Consider the following 19,321-nt stretch of genomic DNA (forward strand, 5'->3'; position numbering starts at 1 on the left):
TCACGTACGATAGGTATAGACCTGTATAGACAAGAACGTCAAGTGGTAGCCCGCAGTGAGGGGAGAAGCATCGTGAGCATCGACTCGGATCGGTCCGGACCGGTCGTCGTCGGCACGGGTCCGGTATCGGCGCGGGATCTGGTCCGGGTGGCCAGAGCCGGCGTCGCGGTAGTGGTGTCGGAACAGGCCGTCGCCGCCGTCGAGGCGAGCCGTGCGCGGATCGAAGCGCTGGCCGCGGACCCGAGGCCGGTGTACGGGGTGTCGACCGGGTTCGGTGCGCTCGCCGTCCGCCATATTCCGCCGCAGTCACGCAAGCAGTTGCAGCGGAGTCTGATTCGCTCGCACGCGGCCGGATCGGGCGCGGAAGTGGAGCGGGAGGTGGTGCGCGCGCTGATGCTGCTGCGCCTGTCGACCCTGGCCACCGGCCGGACCGGGGTGCGCCCGGTGGTGGCGCGGACCTATGCCGCGTTGCTGTCGGCGGGCATCACCCCGGTGGTCTACGAGTACGGCAGCCTCGGCTGCTCCGGTGATCTCGCGCCGCTGGCCCACGTCGCCCTGGCGGTGATCGGGGAGGGCACCGTCCGGGACGCGAACGGGGAGCTGCGACCTGCCGCGGCGGCCATGGCCGCCGCCGGTATCGCCCCGGTCGAACTGGCGGAGAAGGAAGGTCTCGCGCTGATCAACGGCACCGACGGCATGCTCGGCATGCTGGTGCTCGCCTGCCACGACCTGCGCGCCCTGCTGCGCCTGGCCGATGTGACCGCGTCGATGAGCGTGGAGGGTCTGCTCGGCACCGACCGGGTCTTCGCCGCCGACCTGCAAGCACTGCGACCGCAACCGGGCCAGGCGATCGCGGCGGCCAATATGGTGCGCGTGCTGGCGGATTCGCCGATTGTCGCCAGCCACGCCACCCCCGACTGCACCGTCGTGCAGGACGCCTACTCGTTGCGCTGCGCACCCCAGGTAGCCGGTGCCGCCCGCGACACCCTCGATCACGCCGAACGCGTCGCCGGCTACGAATTGGCCAGTGCCGTGGACAATCCCGTCGTCACCCTCGACGGCCGCGTCGAGTCCAACGGGAACTTCCACGGCGCCCCCGTCGCGTATGTGCTGGACTTCCTCGCCATCGTGATCGCCGACGTCGCCTCGATGAGCGAACGGCGCACCGACCGTTTCCTCGACAAGGCCCGCAACCACGGGCTCGCCCCGTTCCTGGCCGACGATCCCGGCGTCGACAGCGGCCACATGATCGCCCAGTACACCCAGGCCGCCATCGTCTCCGAGCTCAAACGCCTGGCCGCGCCCGCCTCGGTCGACTCGATCCCGTCCTCGGCCATGCAGGAGGACCACGTCTCCATGGGCTGGTCCGCCGCCCGCAAACTCCGCCGCTCCCTCGACGGCCTCACCCGGGTCCTGGCCATCGAAGCCCTCACCGCGGCCCGCGGCCTCGACCTGCGGGCCCCGCTGACCCCGGCGCCCGCGACCGCTGCCGTACTGAGCGCGCTGCGCGATCGAGTCCCCGGCCCGGGGCCCGACCGCTACCTCGCCCCGGACATCGAGGCAGCAGTCCGCCTCGCGGCATCCGGCGCGCTGCTCGCGGCCGCCGAATCGGTGACCGGCCCGCTCGGCTGAGCTGGTTACGCGACCGAACCTGGCCGGGGACCGCTGTCTCGCCCGCGCTGATCCGCCCGATGGCATCGTCGCGGTTGCCGCTCACCGGCGATCGGCCCACGCGAGCGGACGGCGAAGGCGATCGCCGCAGTCGGCGATCGCGTGCGTGAGATCGCTACGCCCGCAGCTGTTGTGCCGGTTCGATCTCGGTGAGCCCGCGCAGCGACTCGGGTAGCGGGGTCTGGTGCAGGACGCCGAGGCGTTGGGTCGCGCGGGTGAGGGCGACGTAGAGTTCGGCGGCGCCGCGAGGGCCGTCGGCGAGGATGCGCTGCGGATCCACGACCAGCACCGCGTCGAACTCGAGGCCCTTCGTCTGCGACGCGGGCACCGTGCCGGGTACCCCGGGCGGGCCGATCACGATGCTCGTTCCCTCGCGACCCGCCTCGGCCCGCACGAATTCCTCGATCGCGGTGGGCAATTCGTCGGCGGTGACCCGATGCGACCAGGGCGCGACACCGCAGGATCGCACCGAGTCCGGCGGGCGGACATCGGGCGCGAACTCGGCGAGCACATCGGCCGCCACGGCCATGATCTCGGCGGGGGTGCGGTAGTTCACCGTCAGGGAACGGTAGATCCAGCGGCCGGGGACGTAGGGCTCCATCATCGTGGCCCAGGAGATCGCGCCCGCCGCCGACCGGCGCTGCGCGAGATCGCCGACGATCGTGAAGGAGCGGCTCGGGCAGCGCCGCATCAGCACCCGCCAGTCCATCTCCGACAGTTCCTGGGCCTCGTCGACCACCACGTGTCCGTAGGTCCAGTCACGGTCCGCCGCGGCACGTTCGGCGAGCTCGCGGGTGTCGCGCTCGAGGAAGCGTTCGGCCAGGTCTTCGCCGTAGAGCATGTCCTGGGCGAGCAGGTGGTCCTCGTCGTCCATCAGGTCTTCGCGGCTGATGAGGGTGTCGAGCACGCCGGCCGCGTACTCGGCCTCGGCCTTGCGCTCTCGCTCGGCGGAGTCGTCGGCGGCTTTGTCGCGGCCGAGCAGGTCGACGAGTTCGTCGAGCAGCGGCACGTCCGAGATCGTCCACGCGGCACCGCCGGCCCGCCACAGCGACGCGTCCGCGCCCGCCGCCCGCAGTCGATCGGGTGAGGAGTACAGCTGGGACAGTACGGTTTCCGGCCGCAGGATCGGCCAGCACTGGTCCAGCGCCGCGGTGAACTCGTCGTTGCCGGCGAGTTCTCGGGTCAGGTCGGCGCGCAGTTGTTCCCACGCCTCGGTGTCGTCGCGAGTCAGCCAGCCCTCGCCGATCCGGGCGATCGCGCGCTCGGTGAGGACATAGGTGATGATCTCGGTGAACACCGCGCGCGCCTCGTTGTGCGGGCGCCCGCTCTCCCGTCCTTCCTGCCTGGCCCACTCCGCGGTCGCGGCATCGATCCGTACCGTCACATCGGTCAGCGCGATCGTGAGCGGCGCCTCGGGCAGTCGCTGACGGTCGGCGATCGTGGCGGCGAGGACGTCGAGGATACGCAGCGAACCCTTGTGCCGGGCGGCCTCCGGGGTGTCCTGCCCGGTCGCGCGCAGACCGGGCACCAGATCGGCGGTGGTGGCGAACACGACGTTCGTCTCGCCGAGTGAGGGCAGCACATGGGCGATGTGGTCGAGGAAGGCCGGGTTGGGGCCGACCACGAGCACGCCCTGGCGTTCCATCCGCCTGCGCTGGGTGTAGAGCAGGTACGCGACGCGGTGCAGTGCCACCACGGTCTTCCCGGTGCCGGGGCCGCCTTCGATCACCGTCACGCCCGGGTGCTCCAGGCGGATGATCTCGTCCTGTTCGGCCTGGATCGTCGCGACGATGTCGCGCATCCCCTCCCCGCGCGGCGCGTCGACGGCCGCGAGCAGCGCGGCGTCGGTTCCGCCCTCGCTCCCGTCCGGGCGGCCGAGCACCTCATCGGTGAAATCGACCACCTGGCGGCCGCGGGTGTGGAACTGGCGACGCCTGCGCATGCCCTCCGGGTTGGCCGCGGTGGCGACATAGAACGCGCGTGCCGCGGGGGCTCGCCAGTCCAGTAGCAGCTGTTCCAGGTCGTTCGACTCGTCGAACAGCCCGATCCGGCCGATATAGGACCGCTCGCCCGACGTCGCGTCGAGCCGACCGAAACACAGTCCGTTGTCGGCCACATCGAGGCGCTGCACTTCTTTGCCCAGCGCCCGCACCGCGTTGTCGCGCTCCATGGGGGAGTCGCCCTCGGCACGCAGCGCCGCGCTGTAGCGACCCTTCGCCCGGGCCCGCTCGGCATCGAGGCGCGAGTACAACCCGGCGACATAGCTTTGCTCGGATCGGCGTTCCTCTTCGTACCCGTGCGCTGACATAGGCCCCTAACTGTACTTTTTCCGGTGCGACCGGATGATTGTGCAGCACCCCCGGGGCCTTGCCGCAAGTCCCTGTTTACGCTATATATTGAAAGTGGAAAGAGCCCCGGCGATGCCGGGGCTCTCGTGTTCTCCGGGTCTGTCAGCTCTCCTGCATCGGAATGCGCACACCCCGTTCGCGAGCCACCTCGGCCGCGTGCTCGTACCCCGCGTCGACGTGTCGCATCACCCCGGTGCCCGGGTCGTTGGTCAGTACCCGCGCCAGCTTCCGCGCGGCCAGATCGCTGCCGTCGGCGATGCACACCTGGCCCGCGTGGATCGAACGGCCCATCCCGACCCCGCCACCGTGATGGATCGACACCCAGCTCGCCCCGGACGCGGTATTGAGCAGTGCGTTGAGCAGCGGCCAGTCCGCGATCGCGTCGGAGCCGTCGGCCATCGCCTCGGTTTCGCGGTAGGGGGAGGCCACCGAGCCGGAATCGAGGTGGTCGCGGCCGATGGCCAGGGGAGCCGACAGCTCACCCGAGGCGACCATCTCGTTGAATCGCAGGCCGGCGCGATGACGTTCGCCGTAGCCGAGCCAGCAGATCCGCGCGGGCAGACCTTCGAACTTCACCTTCTCGCCCGCCATGGTGATCCAGCGGCGCAGATGGTCGTTGCCGGGAAACAGTTCCAGGATCGCGCGATCGGTGGCGGCGATATCGGCCGGATCACCGGAGAGCGCGGCCCAGCGGAACGGTCCGAGGCCCTCTTCGAAGAGCGGGCGGATGTAGGCGGGAACGAAACCGGGAAACGCGAAAGCCCGGTCGTAGCCGCCCTTTCTGGCCTCGTCGCGAATCGAGTTCCCGTAGTCGAACACCTCGGCGCCCGCGTCCATGAATCCGACCATCGCCTCGACCTGCGCGGCCATCGACGCCTGCGCCTCGGTGGTGAACCGGACCGGGTCCTTCTCGGCGAGGGTGTGCCAGTCCGCGAGCGCGACCCCGATCGGCAGGTAGGACAGCGGATCATGGGCCGAGGTCTGATCGGTGACGATATCCATCGGTGCGCCCATGGCCAGCAGTTCGGGAAAGACCTCGGCCGCATTGCCGACCAGGCCGATCGAGAGCGGCCTGCGCTCGTCACGCGCGGCGATGGCGAGATCCAGCGCCTCCCGCAAGGTTTCGGCCTTCGTGTCGAGGTAGCCGTGGGCGATCCGCCGGTCGATGCGCGCCGGATCGCAGTCCACACACAGCGCGACGCCGTCGTTCATGGTCACCGCGAGAGGTTGCGCGCCACCCATCCCGCCGACGCCCGCGGTGAGGGTGATGGTGCCGGCGAGGGTGCCGCCGAATCGCTTGCGTGCCACCGCGCCGAAGGTCTCGTAGGTGCCCTGCAGAATGCCCTGACTGCCGATGTAGATCCACGACCCGGCCGTCATCTGCCCGTACATCATCAGGCCCACCTGCTCGAGTTTGCGGAACTCGTCCCAGTTGGCCCAGTCGCCGACGAGATTCGAATTCGCCAGCAGCACCCGCGGCGCCCACTCGTTGGTGCGGAACACCCCCACCGGCTTGCCCGACTGCACCAGCAACGTCTCGTCCGCGGCGAGGGTCTGCAGCGTTCGCACGATCGCGTCGAAGGCCGCCCAGCTGCGCACCGCGCGCCCGGTCCCGCCGTAGACGACCAGGTCATCGGGCCGTTCGGCGACCTCGGGATCGAGATTGTTCATCAGCATCCGCAGTGCGCCCTCCTGCTGCCAGCCGAGGGTGCGCAGCTCGGTGCCGCGCGGAGCGGACACGGGACGGGGGCCGGAGACAGGCTGTGTCGCGTCGTTCATGGGACCAGTATAGTCCTGTATATACAAGTGACGGAAAGGTTCGGGCGCAACGTATTCTCTGGGCGAGGCGAGGAGATGTTCGGTGGTGGCGATCGAGGTAGTCGATGCGGAGCTGGCCGCGCTGTACGGCGAGCTCGGCAGCGAGTTCGCGGCGTATGAGCGGGTCAAGCAGCTGATCATGGCGCAGATCAAGGCGCGCCGGTGGAACGCGGGGGAGCAGATCCCCTCGGAGAACCAGTTCGTCGCCGCGCTCGGCCTGTCCCGGATGACGATCAATCGCGCCCTGCGTGACCTGACCGCCGACGGCGCGCTCACCCGCGTGATGGGTGTCGGCACCTTCGTCGCGGCGAGCAAAGCCACCTCACCACTGTTCGAGGTGCGCAATATCGCCGACGAGATCACCGGTCGCGGACATCGTCATCGCACCGAGGTGGTGTTCGTGCGGTCCGAGGTGCCGGGCGACGCGGAATTGGCCAATGCCATGGGCGGCACGGTATTCCACTCGCTGCTGGTGCACTTCGAGGACGGCGTGCCGATCCAGCTCGAGGACCGCTACGTCAACCCGGCGCAGGCCCCCGACTACCTCGCTCAGGACTTCACCGAAGTCACCCCGAACATCTACCTCAGCGAGGTCGCGCCACTACTGCGCGGCGAGCATGTCGTGGAGGCGGTGCGGGCCGCCCGCGAGGAGTGCGCGCTGCTCGGCATCGATGCCGACGACCCGTGCCTGCTGATCCGGCGCCGCACCTGGTCGTCGGGCGGGCTGGTCAGCGTGGCACGGCTCGTGCACCCGGGGTCCCGCAATCGGCTGGAAGGCAGCTTCGGTAGCGAACCGGGCTGACTTCGCGTCGCCGAACAAGTTCCCGACTCGAAACCGCTGTCGCCGCTTGGCAATTGCGCGGTGAGATTCTGATCAGGCGGATTGTCGAACTGTTTTCCTTCCGGATGTAATGAAGACGTGCTCATCGAGAAGGGTGACATCGCCGTCCCCTGAAATTGTTACGCGATCTGAATGAAGAACAGGTGTGGCAAATTGACGGTTAATGAGTAAAAGCGCCCTGAGCTGGGGCTGAGTGGCCTGTTCGGATTTGGTTCAGTTTCGAGTTATCACTGTTTCGTGACGAAGTACGCGGTTGACCGGATCGGGGCTGTACGTTTGGGACTCGATAGTTTCGCTGGGTTCCATTCAGGTAACGGAGAGGGCGGAAATGGCTACAGTCACGCAGCCGTCGGGGCCGCACACAATGATCTCTCGACGTGATTTCTCCGCAGCGAAAACCGTGATGACGCCGTCGAGCCTGGTGACTCTCGGGCTGATCTTGCTGATACCTGTGTTCCTCACCGCGGGCCCGATCTTCGCGTACGCGCTGATCGCGCGATACGACGGTGTCGGGTGGTCCGGCGGGGTGGTCTTCGGGGCGATCGCGGCCGTCGTCGTCATGTCGGTCCTGGCCTCGGCGTGGGCATTCCGCCTGGCGTGGCGGCGCGGTTACGGCGCCACACAGCACCGGTTCGGTTCTTCTCTCGCGCGGTAGGAGGTCGACATGCAGACGCACCGACAGGCGGCGACGCCGCTCATCGAACCGCCCGTGGCCACCGCTGCCGACGAATGCCGCCTGCTGCGGATCGTCGCCCGGATCGAGGCGCCCCACGTATGGGACTCGACTTCTGCCCGGCTGCTCGACTGCGCGCGCCGACGGTGGCAGGGCAGGCCCGATATCGCCGACCACCCGGCCCTGCGTCGCTGGTCGCAGATCCAGGACTCCCAGCAGCGACCCGAGCAGCCGTGTCTGCGCACACTGTTCGCCGCCTTCGCCGCAGGCTCGCTGGTCGGCGGCGAGCCGTGCGCGGACCTGGCCGCCGCGATCATGCTCCTGTCGAGCTGCCCGGCCGAAGCGGTTCGGCAGGTCGACCCGCGCAACGACCAGCACACGGTGCGCTTCTCGGTCTACGCCTACCGCGACGACGACCTCCCGCTGGCCGAAGACTTGATCACCACCACCGTCCACGCCTGCGGCACTGTCCTGGTCCGCCGCTGCACGATCATGCGTCCCCCGGCCGCCCGGTCCGCGGCCCCGCTCGTCGATCACCCGACCCCGGACATTCTGATCCTCGGTAGTCTCGGCAGCACCGCCGCCCGCTGACCACCCCGGTCGCGCCCCTGTCGCTGCGCGTCGCGTCGCTAGCGAAACTAACAGTGCTGCAGCATGTTTCGTCGTTACATCGGACGTGAAACCGGACCTTCGGGTCGGTTCTCGATCGCGCCTCGGCTCGCGGTGACGCGATTCGGATTGTATGGTTCAGACAGAGCTGCCCCCGTCACCGGAGTTGTTGACGAACGGACGGTTCGTGTCACTCTGGTCCCGAATCGTGTGTGTTCCAACAACATTGACGTTGCGAGCTCCGACTCGACCGCTTCGCGGTCGACCCCCACGCAGCGCCGGTTGACCCCCGAGGTGTCCACCTCGGGCGTCCCGGCGACTCGTGAATTCGCGCCCTGATTGCCGCGATGACGCGGAATCCATTGTGGTGCAGGCGATTACGCCGCGCCGCGGAATTCGGCAGACGGTCACCATCTGCTGTCTTCCCCGCCCAGAGACGCCGTAAACCATTGTGGTACAGCACAATTGCAGGTTTCAAACTTGGAACATGTTGGAATGCTTGACATCTCGAGCTTCCTCCACAAAACTACCCGTCGGTAGCCAGCGAACGGGACGGTCGACCCCGTCAGCTGCGAGAGGTGACCCCCTACGACTGCCCCGCCGGAAATTCCGTATACCCGTGACCGGCAGTCGCCGGTGAACCTCTCCGCATCGTGACCACACCAAAGGAGCTCAGCGCTATGGATAATCCCGCGCTACCCGCAGCACAGCACTCGGGTGACCAGCACTCGGGCGACCAAGTGGTGGTCATGCCCAGACCGGCCGGACCGACCGAGCAACTGGCGCTGGTCACCGCACGGCTGCGGGAACTGCTCATCACCGGTGAGGATTTCGACGCGATCTACACCCACATCCTGGCCGCTCCCGGCAAGCGGGTGCGGGCCCGGCTCGTCCTGGCCTGTGCCGGGCTGCTCCCCGACGCCGCCGACACCGCCGCCCCGCTCGGCGACGCCGTCGACCTGGCCTGCGCGATGGAGATGCTGCACGAATCCTCGCTGGTCCACGATGACATCTGTGACGGATCACTGCTGCGCCGCGACGCGCCGTCGGTGCCCGCCGCGTTCGGTGTACGCACCAGTGCCCGCGCCGGATTCCACCTGGCCGGCGCGTCGATGCAGGTCGTCGCCCGCGTGCTGACCGACAACCCCGAGGTCTTCGCGCGGGTCGGTGAGGCGCCCGGCATCACCTACGCCGACCGGCTCTCGGACCTGTCCTACGGTCAGCTCATCGAGACCCTGCCGCCCTCGATCGACGAGGTCGCGCTGCGCCGCCACTACGAACTCGTGGCCGGCGCCAAGACCGGCACCCTGTTCCGGCTGTCGTGCGCGTACGGCGGCACCGCGGGTGGCGTCGACCTCGACCGGCTCTACGCCCTGATGGAGTACGCCGACCAGCTCGCGCTCGCCTTCCAGATCATGGACGACGTCCGCGACATCGAGGGCGGACCAGGCCTCGGCAAGGACGCCGGCGGTGACCTCGAACGCCGGGTGCCGACCTGGCCGGTCATCGAATGGCTCGGCTCCCGCCCCGGCGCCCGTGAAATGTGGCTGGACGCCGAGATTTCCAGCGCGACCCTGCAGGAAGACCTGGTCGAGAGCGGGGCCACCAAAGCCGCCCGCCTGGTCGCGATGGACGCCACCGAGAAGGCCACCCGCGCCCTCGACGTCTTCCCCCCTTCCCTCGCGCGCGAGGACCTGCGCGAACTTCTCGAGCAGGTGATCTCCCGATGAGCACAGCACGACTTCCCCTCCTGATCCGCGGACTGCGGCACCTGCGTCGCGCTCCGGATCTGGACGCGCTGCGCGCGGCCCGGTCGCCGCAGGAACTGGCCACGCTCGCCCTGATCCCCGCCGGTCGCAACCTGGGCATCGCCGTCGGCCTGTTGCCGGCGACCTTGCGCGCCGAGGCCACCGCGGCGCTGCTCGCCTGCCGCGTGCTCGACGCGTTCGAAGATCTCAGCGATCGCGCGGTAGCCGGCGGGGCCGTGCTGGCGGCAGTGGATTACCTCAACGGTGCCAGTGACACTCTCCCGGAACCACTGCCCGCGCTCGCGGGCAAGATTCGCGACAGCGAAGCCGTCGACCGGGTGCTCGCCGAGCGCATCGCCGACATCAGGGCACTGCTCGCGGCGTTGTCCGAGCAGGGGCGCGAACGGGTCGGGCTCGTGCTCACCGATGTCGGCCGGGTCATGGCGCGCAATATCGACGCACCGCTGACCCGCGTCGCCTACAGCGAAGGGGTGCTCGGCCGGATCACCCACTACGCGTGTGCCCTGGTCGCCGAAGAGGTGCTGCCCGAGGCGGATCTGCGGGAACTGACCGGTTGTGTCGCGGTGATCGCTCAGTCGGCCAACGACCTGCGCGACAACGAGCTCGCGATCTACGGCGCCGCCGACCGCGAGGAACTCACCCGGATGGTGATGCTGCGCCAGCTCACCCCCGCCCTCGGCGGCTTCGCGCTGCTGGCCAAGCTCGGTCCCGGCACGCCGAGCCTGGGCGCGCGGGCGGCGATGGCGTACATGACGATCACGACCTCGGCCTTCCTGTGTGGTGCCGTCGGGGCGCCCGCGCCCTTCCGGCGCCCGGTCGCCGCGGCCACGCTGGCCGCCGCCTCGCCGGCCTACTGGACCAAGATGCTCGAGCGTGTGCGCCGCAGCGGCGACGCCGCGATCCATCAAATGCTCGACGCCTCACCGGATTTCACCACCGGCTCGGCGTCGTCCTCGCAAGTGCTCGGTGCGGGCGACCTCGCTTCGACGGAAACCTCGTTGATGCCGCTGATCGTCGACACCACCTTCGCGCTGGTGCAAACCCTGCCCGAAGGCCGCCTGACCGGCGAACTCTCCGACTCGGCGATCCGCACCATGATGATCGCCGATCACCTGGCTTTCGGTGCCATGGAGCGGGTGCCGAGTCACGAACCCGACGCGATCCGGGCGCTGGCCACACGGCTGCAGCTCGCCGCTCTCGACAACAGCAGCCACCAGTAGTCGGGGAACACCTCCTCGATGATCGTCACTACTAGCGAAGGAGCTCTCCTATGAGCACCGGAACGCCCGTCGCGCCCACAGAGAAACCGCCGTTCAGCCGGCGCGTGTTCAAACTCGAGCACGCGTCCAACGTCGGCCCGCTGCTCCACATCGCGTTGTGGATCGGCATGACCTCCGCCGCGCTGTTCGTGCCAGGTACCTCCGCCTGGTACCTCGCGGTACCGCTGATCATCGTGCTCTCGCTGCTGAACCTCTCGCTGACCATCGGCGTGATGCACATGCACACCCATCGCCCGCTGTTCGTGTCCAAGTTCCCCAACCGGGTGGTCGACATCCTGTGCTGCCTGCCCGGCAACCTGACCGCGGCCGAGATGCGCGAGGTGCACGTCCTCAACCATCACCGGTTCAACGACGGCCCGGGCGACGTCACCGCGACCACCGGCATGGACAAGGGCATCGGCGCCATCTGGTACTGGGTCCGCTACGGCATGGTCGTCAAGATCCACACGGTGCGCACGGTTTTCGCCGCCAACCCGGCGCCGCGTCGCCGTAAGACGCGCCACCAGTTCATCTTCGACCTCGCGGTGTACGCCGTCGTGATCGGCTCCGTCTGGTACGTCGCCGGTTTCGAGAAGTTCGTGCTGTTCTACTGGGTGCCGTTCCTGATCACCCAGGTCAACGCCGGCTACTTCGCCTGGCTGAGCCACGCCCCCGCGCGCGGATTCACCGATGAGCCGAGCACCTCGCTGAACAACGCGGGCAACATCCTCAACTTCCTGATCTTCAACCAGGGCTACCACAGCGTGCACCACCGCTACCCCGGCATCCACTGGAGCCAGATCCCCGACAAGCTCGACTACATGCGCGATGTGAACCCTGGCGTCATCGTGCCGTATTGGATGGTGGCGCAGTCGGGTTGGCGTCTGGTCGTGCCCGGCGGCTTCCTCAACGAGGGCTACGGCAACAAGTGGAAGGCGCGCCTGGAGTCGCGTCTGGAAGCGGGCACCGTTCGCTCGCGCTACCTGCCGTGGTTCGCATGGATCTGATGTCACCGCAACAGGTTCGGGGCGTGGTGACGAGCCCCTCGCGGCTCGTCCCGTTCCTGTTCTCCTTCGCCGTCTACGGTTTCGCCGGCATCACGGTGCCGCTGATGCTGCTGTTCGCCGGCGGCTGGTGGCTGCCCAAGACGGTGGACAAGGGGCCGCACCTGTCCGCGGTCCCCGCGATCGCGATCGACCTGGTGCTGCTCGGGTTGTTCGCGTTGCAGCACTCGGGCATGGCCCGGCCCTCGTTCAAGGCGTTCATCACCCGCTGGGTGCCCGAAGCGCTCGAGCGCACCGTCTACATCATCGGCGTGTGCGTGGTGATGTGGGTGATCATGCTGGCGTGGCAGCCGGTGCCGCACGTGCTGTGGTCGGCCGAGGGCGCGCTCGGGGTGGTGCTCGATACCGGGTTCTGGATCGGTTTCGTGCTGGTCTACGCGGCTACTCTGCTGCTGAACCACTTCCACCTGCTCGGCATCAGTCAGGCCTACCGCCAGTACGTGATCCAGGTACCGGACGCGACGGTCGACCGTCTGCAGGTGAACGGCGTCTACAAGCTGGTACGTCATCCGCTGATGACCGGCCTGCTGGTGTCGTTCTGGTTCGCCAGCGAGTTCACCGTCGGGCACCTGGTGTGGGCGCTCGGGCTGACCGGGTACATCCTGCTCGGAACCTACCTGGAGGAGCGCGATCTCATCGCTCGTTTCGGTGCGTCCTATCGCGCGTACGCCGCGCAGGTGCCCGCGTTCTTCCCGTCCGTGCGCGCCATTTTCGGCCGATCGTCTCGGTAACCGGCACGGCCGGGCCGAGTCTGGAGAGGAATCGTCGTGAACAGTCCCGTTCGAGAACGTACTGAACACAGCTCCACAGCGACCGGCCCGGTCCGTGGCGTGGGCCGAGCCCACGCCAAGGCGATCCTGCTGGGTGAGCACACCGTGGTGCACGGCACGCCCGCCATCGCGTTTCCGCTGCCGACCCTGTCGGTGCGGGCGATCGCGCGTCCCGGCACCCCCGGCGGCGTCATCGAGGTTCCCGCCGGACACTTCGGATTCGTCGCGGGCAACCCGAACGCCGTGGCGAACTCGTTGTCCGGACCGCGCGTCGCGGTCGAGGAGGCGTTGCGGCGCTGGGGCCTGACCGGGCATATCGCCGATGTGGTGATGGAGTGCGACATTCCGCTCGCTCGTGGGCTCGGATCGAGCGCGGCCTGCGCCGGCGCGGCGGTGCGTGCGGTCGCCGACCTGCACGGCCGGACCGTCGATGCCGCCACGCTCTACGAACTCGTGCAGTGCGGGGAACAGGTCGCGCACGGCAGAGCCAGCGGCATCGATGCGAGCGCGGTGCTGGCCGACGGCCCGATCCTGTTCCACGAGGGCACCGCCACCGCACTCGAGATCGGTCTCGACGCCGCGCTGGTGATCGCCGATACCGGCGTGCCCGGATCCACCCAGCACGCGGTCGCCGGGGTGCGCCGCACCCTCGATCGCGATCCGCGGTCCGCGCGCCGGGTGCTGACCAGGGCGAGCGAGCTGATCGGCGGCGCCGCGGCGGACCTCTCGGCCGGCGACGCCGCCTCGCTGGGCCGGGCGATGCTCGACTTCCAGGACCTGCTCGCCGAACTGGGCGTCAGCACCCCGCACATCGACACCCTGGTCGCCGCGGCGCTCGAGGCGGGCGCGTACGGCGCCAAGCTCACCGGCGCCGGTCTCGGCGGCTGCGTCCTCGCGCTCACTGAGACCGGTGACGCGCGCACGGTCAGCGCCGCATTGCGCCGCGCCGGCGCGGTACAGACCTGGACGGTCCCCACCCGCAGCCTGCGTTCCGGCGCGGAGTCCCTATCCGTCTCTAGCTCGGAACACGGTGTCAATCCATGACTTTCACTCCCGCATCACCCGCGGTCGCCGAGCGCGGCGCCGTGACCGGGCCGTCCGCCGAGTCGGTCGCGTACCCGAACATCGCCCTGGTGAAGTACTGGGGCAAGCGGGACGAGGACCTGTTCCTGCCCGTCACGGGCAGCCTGTCGATGACCCTCGACATCTTTCCGACCACCACGTCGGTGCGGGTGATCGACGGACCGGCCGATGTGATCGAGTTCAACGGCGTCGCGGCCACCGGTGCCGCGCGGACCCGTATCGAGACGTTCCTGGATCTGGTGCGCGCCAAGGCCGGTCGGGCCGAGCGCGCGCTGGTGGTGACGTCCAACGCCGGGCCCACCGGTGCCGGTCTGGCCTCCTCGGCCAGCGGCTTCGCGGCCCTGGCCACCGCCGCCGCGGCCGCCTATGAGCTCGACCTCGACGGTCGCGCCCTGTCGCGACTGGCCCGGCGCGGCTCCGGCTCCGCCTCGCGCTCCATCTTCGGTGGATTCGTCGTCTGGCATGCCGGGGAAGGGGAAGGCGAAGCGGGGGACCTGAGTTCGTACGCGGAGCCGATCGGCGGCGACGGGCTGGACCCGGCCCTGGTGGTCGCCGTGGTGAACCAGGGCGCGAAGGCTGTCTCGAGCCGTGTCGCCATGCGCGAGACCACCGCCACCTCGCCGTTCTATCGCCCGTGGGCCGAATCGTCGGTGCTCGATCTGGCCGAGATGCGCACCGCCATCGCGCGCCAGGACCTCCCCGCGATCGGGGAGATCGCCGAGCGCAACGCCCTCGGCATGCACGCCACCATGCTCACCGCTCGCCCCGGAATCCGGTACCTGTCACCGCATTCGATCGCCGTCCTCGACGCGGTGCTCGCGCTGCGGGCCGACGGGATCATGGCCTACGCCACGATCGACGCGGGTCCGAACGTCAAAGTGCTGTGCTCGCGTGCGGACGCGCCACTGGTCGCCGCCACCCTGGACGGTCTCGGCGATTTCGTCACCACCCGGACCGCGCACATCGGTCCCAGCGCGTCGCTGACGACGGCCGGCGCGCCGGCGGGTGGCGATCGATGACCAGTTGTCGCGCACCGGGAAAGCTCTTCATCGCCGGGGAATACGCCGTGGTCGAGCCGGGACACCTCGCGGTGCTCACGGCGGTCGACCGCTACGCGACCGCCACGGTCACAGCGGCGGATCCCGGCGACGGCATCACCTTGCACTCGGATCTGGACGGTGGCATCACGCTGTCGTGTGGTCGTCACGGTGATGAATTGGTGCCCACCTCCGATGCTGTTGTGCCAGCGGCATTTTCGTACGTCTTCGCGGCCGTTTCGGTAGTTCACCGGCTGCTGCTGGAACGGGCCGTGCCCGTCTCCGCGTTCCGGCTGAGCGTCACGGCCGACCTCGGCGACGCCGACGGTCGCAAGTTCGGTCTGGGATCCAGCGCGGCCGTCACGGTGGCCACCGTCGCCGCCCTCGGGCAGCACTTCGCCCTCGGGCTCGATCTCATGGATCGCTACCGGCTGGCCATGCTCGCCACGATCGCCGTCAATCCCCGCGCTTCGGGCGGCGATGTCGCCGTGAGCACCTGGGGCGGCTGGCTCGCCTACCGATCCCCGGATCGCGCCCAGGTGGCGGCCGCGCTCACCCGCGACGGCGTCGACGCGACTCTGCGTGCACCGTGGCCGGGCCTGTCGGTGCGCCCGCTGCCCACCCCGACCGAACTCACTCTGCAGGTCGGCTGGACCGGGAACCCTGCCTCCACCCCGGCGCTGGTCGCCGGCCTCGACGGCGACCGCACCACCTTCCGGGCGCACAGCAACGAGTGTGTGGAACGGCTCGTCGCCGCGATCGAGGCCGACGACTCCCGCGCCGTGCGAGTCGAAATCGACAGCGCGCGAGCACTGCTCGTCGACCTCGACGCGATGTCGGGCCTCGGCATCATGACGCCGCGGCTGCGCGCACTGTGCGCTGCGGGCGCCGCGGTGGGCGCGGCGGCCAAGCCCTCGGGCGCCGGTGGCGGTGACTGCGGTATCGCCCTCGTCGAACGCACTCGCCCCGCCGCGATCGCCGAGCTCACCGGGCGCTGGCTCACCGCCGGAATCCGCCCGCTGCCCCTGCGAACCCACCGTGCCGAAGGGGACCCACGATGATCGCCGATCGCAAGGACGACCACGTTCGCCACGCGGTGAACCACCAACGTCAGGCCACCGGAGTCAGCGACTTCGATTCGGTCACCTTTGTCCACCACGCCCTCGCCGGCATCGACGCCGAGGATGTTTCCCTGGCTGTCGACGTCGCCGGGAAGCAGTGGAACACGCCGCTGTTCGTGAACGCGATGACCGGCGGCAGCACCAAGACCGGCGAGATCAACCGCCAGCTCGCCATCGCCGCCCGCGAGACCGGCATCCCCATCGCGTCGGGCTCGATGAGCGCCTACTTCCGTGATCCGTCGGTGGCCGGCACCTATCGCGTGCTGCGCCAAGAGAATCCGCACGGATTCGTGATGGCCAACGTCAACGCGAACGCGACCGTCGACCAGGTGCGCAGCGCCATCGACCTGCTCGAAGCCGACGCGTTGCAGATCCATCTCAACGCCGTGCAGGAAGTGGTCATGCCCGAGGGCGACCGCTCCTTCGGCGCCTGGCCGCGCCAGATCGAACGCATCGTCGCCGACACCGCGGTGCCGGTCTTCGTCAAGGAAGTCGGGTTCGGCCTGAGCAGGCAGACCGTCACCTGGTTGCGCGACGCGGGTGTGTCCGTGGCCGACGTGGGCGGGCGCGGCGGCACCAATTTCGCTCGCATCGAGAACGATCGGCGCGTCGGCGGCGACTTCGGATTCATCGAGAGCTGGGGCCAGTCCACCCCGAACTGCCTGCTCGACTGCGCTGATATCCCCGGCATCGACATCGCCGCCACCGGTGGCATCCGCTCGCCACTGGACATCGCGCGCGCGCTCGCGCTGGGCGCCGACGCGACCGGGGTCGCGGGCGCGTTCCTGGAAACTCTGGTGAGCCACGACACCGCCGCCCTGGTCGACCAGATCGGGACCTGGCTCGACCAGCTGCGCACCATCCTCACCGTCCTCGGCGCCCGCACTCCAGCGGATCTGGTCGGCGCCGACCTGCTCGTCACCGGCGATGTCGCGAGCTTCTGCCTGCTTCGCGGTATCGACGCCGCAGCACTTGCCCACCGGAGCCCCTGGTGGCGTGAATCCGAAAATCGAGAAGGAGTCACCCATGAATGACATGTCGTACGCGGCGGTGCCGCTGCAGTGGGTGGGGCCTGTGCGCATTACCGGAAATGTCGTCGACGACGCCGTCGACGTTCCCCTCGCCACCTACGAAACCCCGCTGTGGCCCTCGGTCGGGCGCGGTGCGCGCATCAGCACCCTGGCCGAGAAGGGCATCGTCGCGACGCTGATCGATGAGCGGATGACGCGCTCGATCCTGCTGGAAGCCGACGACGCCTACACCGCCTACACCACGGTCCAGCAGCTGGAAGGCCGCATGGCCGAGCTCCAGGAAGTGGTCGCCGGCAGCAGCCGGTTCGCCCGGCTCATCGATCTGCACCACCAGATCACCGGCAACCTGCTGTTCCTGCGCTTCGAGTTCACCACCGGTGACGCCTCGGGCCACAACATGGCGACCCTGGCCAGCGACCACCTGATGGACCACATCCTCTCGACCGTGCCGGGGGTGCGCTACGGCTCGATCTCGGGTAACTACTGCACCGACAAGAAGGCCACCGCGGTCAACGGCATTCTGGGCCGGGGCAAGAACGTGATCACCGAACTGCTCGTCCCCCGCGAGGTCGTCGAGCAGCGGCTGCACACCACCGCCGCGCAGGTCGTGCAGCTCAACATCCGCAAGAACCTGATCGGCACCCTGCTGGCGGGCGGAATCCGTTCCGCCAACGCGCATTACGCCAACATGCTGCTCGCGTACTATCTCGCCACCGGTCAGGACGCCGCCAATATCGTCGAAGGATCCCAGGGCATCACCCATGCCGAGGATCGTGACGGCGACCTCTACTTCTCGTGCACCCTGCCCAATCTGATCGTGGGCACGGTCGGCAACGGCAAGCACGCGAGTTTCGTCGACGAGAACCTGGAACGCCTCGGCTGCCGCGAAGACCGGCAGCCCGGCGAGAACGCCCGGCGCCTCGCGGTGATCGGGGCGGCCACCGTGTTGTGTGGGGAGCTGTCGTTGATGGCGGCACAGACCAATCGCGGTGAATTGATGCGTGCCCATACCCAATTCGAGCGGTCCACCACGAGCAACGGAAGCCCACGATGACAACTACACCGGTCGGTATCCACGACCTCTCGTTCGCCACCACCCACTACGCACTCGATCACGCCATTCTCGCCGAGCGACTCGGCGTGGATCGCGACAAGTTCTACCTCGGCATCGGCCAGGAGAAGATGAGCGTCGCCGCCGCCGACGAGGACATCGTCACCATCGCCGCGGCCGCCGCCAAGCCGATCCTGGAACGGCACGGCACCGACAACATCCGCACCGTGCTGCTGGCCACCGAGACCGGTGTCGACCAGTCCAAAGCCGCTGCGCTGTACCTGCATTCGCTGATCGGGCTGCCCAATGCCGCCCGGGTCGTCGAGCTCAAGCAGGCGTGCTACGGCGGTACCGCCGGGCTGCAGTTCGCGGCGGGTCTGATCGCCCGCGACCCGTCGCAGCGGGTGCTGGTCATCGCCGCCGACATCGCGAAGTACGAGCTCGACACCCCGGGTGAGCCGACCCAGGGCGCCGCCGCTGTCGCGATGCTCGTCACCGCGGACCCGGCGATCCTGGCATTGGACCCGATTTCGGGCCTCTACAGCGCCGACATCATGGACTTCTGGCGTCCGAACTACCGGACCGAGGCCATCGTGGACGGCAAGACCTCGGTCAACGCCTACCAGAAGGCCGCCCAGGAGGCCTGGTCGGACTACCGCCGGCAGGGTGGGCGCGAACTCGGCGAGTTCGCCGCGTTCTGCTATCACCAGCCCTTCACCAAAATGGCCTACAAAGCGCACCGCCACCTGCTCGAAAGTCAGGGCCACACCGCCGACGCCGACGCGATCGAGGCCGCCATCGGCACGACCACGACCTACAACCGCACGGTCGGCAACAGCTACACCGCCTCGCTGTACCTCGGCTTGGCCTCGCTGCTCGATCACGCGGACGACCTCACCGGTAAGGCGCTGGCGATGATCAGCTACGGGTCGGGCAGTGTCGCCGAATTCTTCAGCGGCACCGTGCAGCCCGGTTACCGCGCGCACCTGCGGACCGAGGCGAACCTGGCCGCGATCAGCTCCCGTGAGCTGCTCGGCTACGAGCGCTACCGGGCGCTGCACGAGGCCGCCTCGCCCAGTGACGGCGCGTACCACGCCATGGCCGAGGAAACGCGGCGCCCGTTCCGGCTGGCCGCGGTCTCCGGTCACAAACGCATCTACGAATCACGCTGAGGTC

General features: G+C 68.8%; 16 protein-coding genes. 14 read left to right on the top strand and 2 right to left on the bottom strand.

The window, feature by feature from the left end:
• Positions 1 to 72: 72 nt before the first annotated feature.
• On the top strand, positions 73 to 1,632 hold the full coding sequence (gene hutH / locus ACFWFP_RS06020) for a histidine ammonia-lyase (RefSeq protein ID WP_379293406.1): 1,560 nt from the start codon (positions 73 to 75) through the stop codon (positions 1,630 to 1,632).
• Positions 1,633 to 1,786: 154 nt separating this feature from the next.
• Here the strand turns inward: hutH and helR are convergent, their stop codons facing one another.
• A complete protein-coding gene (gene helR / locus ACFWFP_RS06025) occupies positions 1,787 to 3,979 on the bottom strand; it encodes an RNA polymerase recycling motor ATPase HelR (RefSeq protein ID WP_379293407.1) in 2,193 nt (730 codons plus the stop codon).
• Between the two features lie 142 nt (positions 3,980 to 4,121).
• Complete coding sequence (gene hutU, locus ACFWFP_RS06030; protein ID WP_379293408.1) at positions 4,122 to 5,798, bottom strand: urocanate hydratase; 1,677 nt, start codon at positions 5,796 to 5,798, stop codon at positions 4,122 to 4,124.
• Between the two features lie 85 nt (positions 5,799 to 5,883).
• Between hutU and hutC the strand changes: the two genes are divergently transcribed.
• From hutC to ACFWFP_RS06095, 13 genes are all read left to right on the top strand, one after another.
• Complete coding sequence (hutC, locus tag ACFWFP_RS06035; protein WP_379293409.1) at positions 5,884 to 6,639, top strand: histidine utilization repressor; 756 nt, start codon at positions 5,884 to 5,886, stop codon at positions 6,637 to 6,639.
• A gap of 367 nt (positions 6,640 to 7,006) precedes the next feature.
• Positions 7,007 to 7,333: a hypothetical protein gene (locus ACFWFP_RS06040; RefSeq protein ID WP_379293410.1), complete on the top strand. Its 327-nt coding sequence runs from the start codon at positions 7,007 to 7,009 to the stop codon at positions 7,331 to 7,333.
• A gap of 9 nt (positions 7,334 to 7,342) precedes the next feature.
• On the top strand, positions 7,343 to 7,942 hold the full coding sequence (locus tag ACFWFP_RS06045; protein ID WP_379293411.1) for a hypothetical protein: 600 nt from the start codon (positions 7,343 to 7,345) through the stop codon (positions 7,940 to 7,942).
• A 698-nt stretch (positions 7,943 to 8,640) separates the two neighbouring features.
• Positions 8,641 to 9,690 (top strand): polyprenyl synthetase family protein, encoded by a 1,050-nt coding sequence (locus tag ACFWFP_RS06050; protein ID WP_379293412.1) that lies wholly within the window; start codon positions 8,641 to 8,643, stop codon positions 9,688 to 9,690.
• Complete coding sequence (locus ACFWFP_RS06055; protein ID WP_379293413.1) at positions 9,687 to 10,949, top strand: hypothetical protein; 1,263 nt, start codon at positions 9,687 to 9,689, stop codon at positions 10,947 to 10,949. Before ACFWFP_RS06050 ends, ACFWFP_RS06055 begins: the two co-directional genes overlap by 4 nt.
• Before the next feature lie 50 nt (positions 10,950 to 10,999).
• A complete protein-coding gene (locus ACFWFP_RS06060) occupies positions 11,000 to 11,995 on the top strand; it encodes a fatty acid desaturase (RefSeq protein WP_379293414.1) in 996 nt (331 codons plus the stop codon).
• Positions 11,986 to 12,783, top strand: a complete 798-nt coding sequence (locus tag ACFWFP_RS06065) for a methyltransferase family protein (RefSeq protein ID WP_379293416.1) — start codon at positions 11,986 to 11,988, stop codon at positions 12,781 to 12,783. Before ACFWFP_RS06060 ends, ACFWFP_RS06065 begins: the two co-directional genes overlap by 10 nt.
• Positions 12,784 to 12,819: 36 nt before the next feature.
• Complete coding sequence (gene mvk, locus ACFWFP_RS06070; RefSeq protein WP_379293417.1) at positions 12,820 to 13,866, top strand: mevalonate kinase; 1,047 nt, start codon at positions 12,820 to 12,822, stop codon at positions 13,864 to 13,866.
• A complete protein-coding gene (gene mvaD / locus ACFWFP_RS06075) occupies positions 13,863 to 14,924 on the top strand; it encodes a diphosphomevalonate decarboxylase (RefSeq protein WP_379293419.1) in 1,062 nt (353 codons plus the stop codon). Before mvk ends, mvaD begins: the two co-directional genes overlap by 4 nt.
• Positions 14,921 to 16,003 carry a phosphomevalonate kinase gene (locus ACFWFP_RS06080; protein WP_379293420.1) on the top strand — a complete coding sequence of 361 codons (1,083 nt, stop codon included), beginning with the start codon at positions 14,921 to 14,923 and terminating at the stop codon, positions 16,001 to 16,003. Before mvaD ends, ACFWFP_RS06080 begins: the two co-directional genes overlap by 4 nt.
• Positions 16,000 to 17,097 carry a type 2 isopentenyl-diphosphate Delta-isomerase gene (gene fni / locus ACFWFP_RS06085; protein WP_379293421.1) on the top strand — a complete coding sequence of 366 codons (1,098 nt, stop codon included), beginning with the start codon at positions 16,000 to 16,002 and terminating at the stop codon, positions 17,095 to 17,097. Before ACFWFP_RS06080 ends, fni begins: the two co-directional genes overlap by 4 nt.
• Complete coding sequence (locus ACFWFP_RS06090) at positions 17,090 to 18,148, top strand: hydroxymethylglutaryl-CoA reductase (protein WP_379293422.1); 1,059 nt, start codon at positions 17,090 to 17,092, stop codon at positions 18,146 to 18,148. Before fni ends, ACFWFP_RS06090 begins: the two co-directional genes overlap by 8 nt.
• On the top strand, positions 18,145 to 19,317 hold the full coding sequence (locus ACFWFP_RS06095; protein ID WP_379293423.1) for a hydroxymethylglutaryl-CoA synthase: 1,173 nt from the start codon (positions 18,145 to 18,147) through the stop codon (positions 19,315 to 19,317). Before ACFWFP_RS06090 ends, ACFWFP_RS06095 begins: the two co-directional genes overlap by 4 nt.
• Positions 19,318 to 19,321 lie beyond the last annotated feature (4 nt).

It is taken from the genome of Nocardia sp. NPDC060249, assembly GCF_042728755.1.
GTDB lineage: Bacteria > Actinomycetota > Actinomycetes > Mycobacteriales > Mycobacteriaceae > Nocardia.

Bases quoted from the DNA above. Each gene is read 5' to 3' on its own strand.
- helR (WP_379293407.1), bottom strand. From the start codon at position 3,979: ATGTCAGCGCACGGGTACGAAGAGGAACGCCGATCCGAGCAAAGCTAT.
- hutU (WP_379293408.1), bottom strand. From the start codon at position 5,798: ATGAACGACGCGACACAGCCTGTCTCCGGCCCCCGTCCCGTGTCCGCT.
- ACFWFP_RS06040 (WP_379293410.1), top strand. From the start codon at position 7,007: ATGGCTACAGTCACGCAGCCGTCGGGGCCGCACACAATGATCTCTCGA.
- ACFWFP_RS06045 (WP_379293411.1), top strand. From the start codon at position 7,343: ATGCAGACGCACCGACAGGCGGCGACGCCGCTCATCGAACCGCCCGTG.
- ACFWFP_RS06050 (WP_379293412.1), top strand. From the start codon at position 8,641: ATGGATAATCCCGCGCTACCCGCAGCACAGCACTCGGGTGACCAGCAC.
- ACFWFP_RS06055 (WP_379293413.1), top strand. From the start codon at position 9,687: ATGAGCACAGCACGACTTCCCCTCCTGATCCGCGGACTGCGGCACCTG.
- ACFWFP_RS06060 (WP_379293414.1), top strand. From the start codon at position 11,000: ATGAGCACCGGAACGCCCGTCGCGCCCACAGAGAAACCGCCGTTCAGC.
- ACFWFP_RS06065 (WP_379293416.1), top strand. From the start codon at position 11,986: ATGGATCTGATGTCACCGCAACAGGTTCGGGGCGTGGTGACGAGCCCC.
- mvaD (WP_379293419.1), top strand. From the start codon at position 13,863: ATGACTTTCACTCCCGCATCACCCGCGGTCGCCGAGCGCGGCGCCGTG.
- ACFWFP_RS06080 (WP_379293420.1), top strand. From the start codon at position 14,921: ATGACCAGTTGTCGCGCACCGGGAAAGCTCTTCATCGCCGGGGAATAC.
- fni (WP_379293421.1), top strand. From the start codon at position 16,000: ATGATCGCCGATCGCAAGGACGACCACGTTCGCCACGCGGTGAACCAC.
- ACFWFP_RS06090 (WP_379293422.1), top strand. From the start codon at position 17,090: ATGAATGACATGTCGTACGCGGCGGTGCCGCTGCAGTGGGTGGGGCCT.
- ACFWFP_RS06095 (WP_379293423.1), top strand. From the start codon at position 18,145: ATGACAACTACACCGGTCGGTATCCACGACCTCTCGTTCGCCACCACC.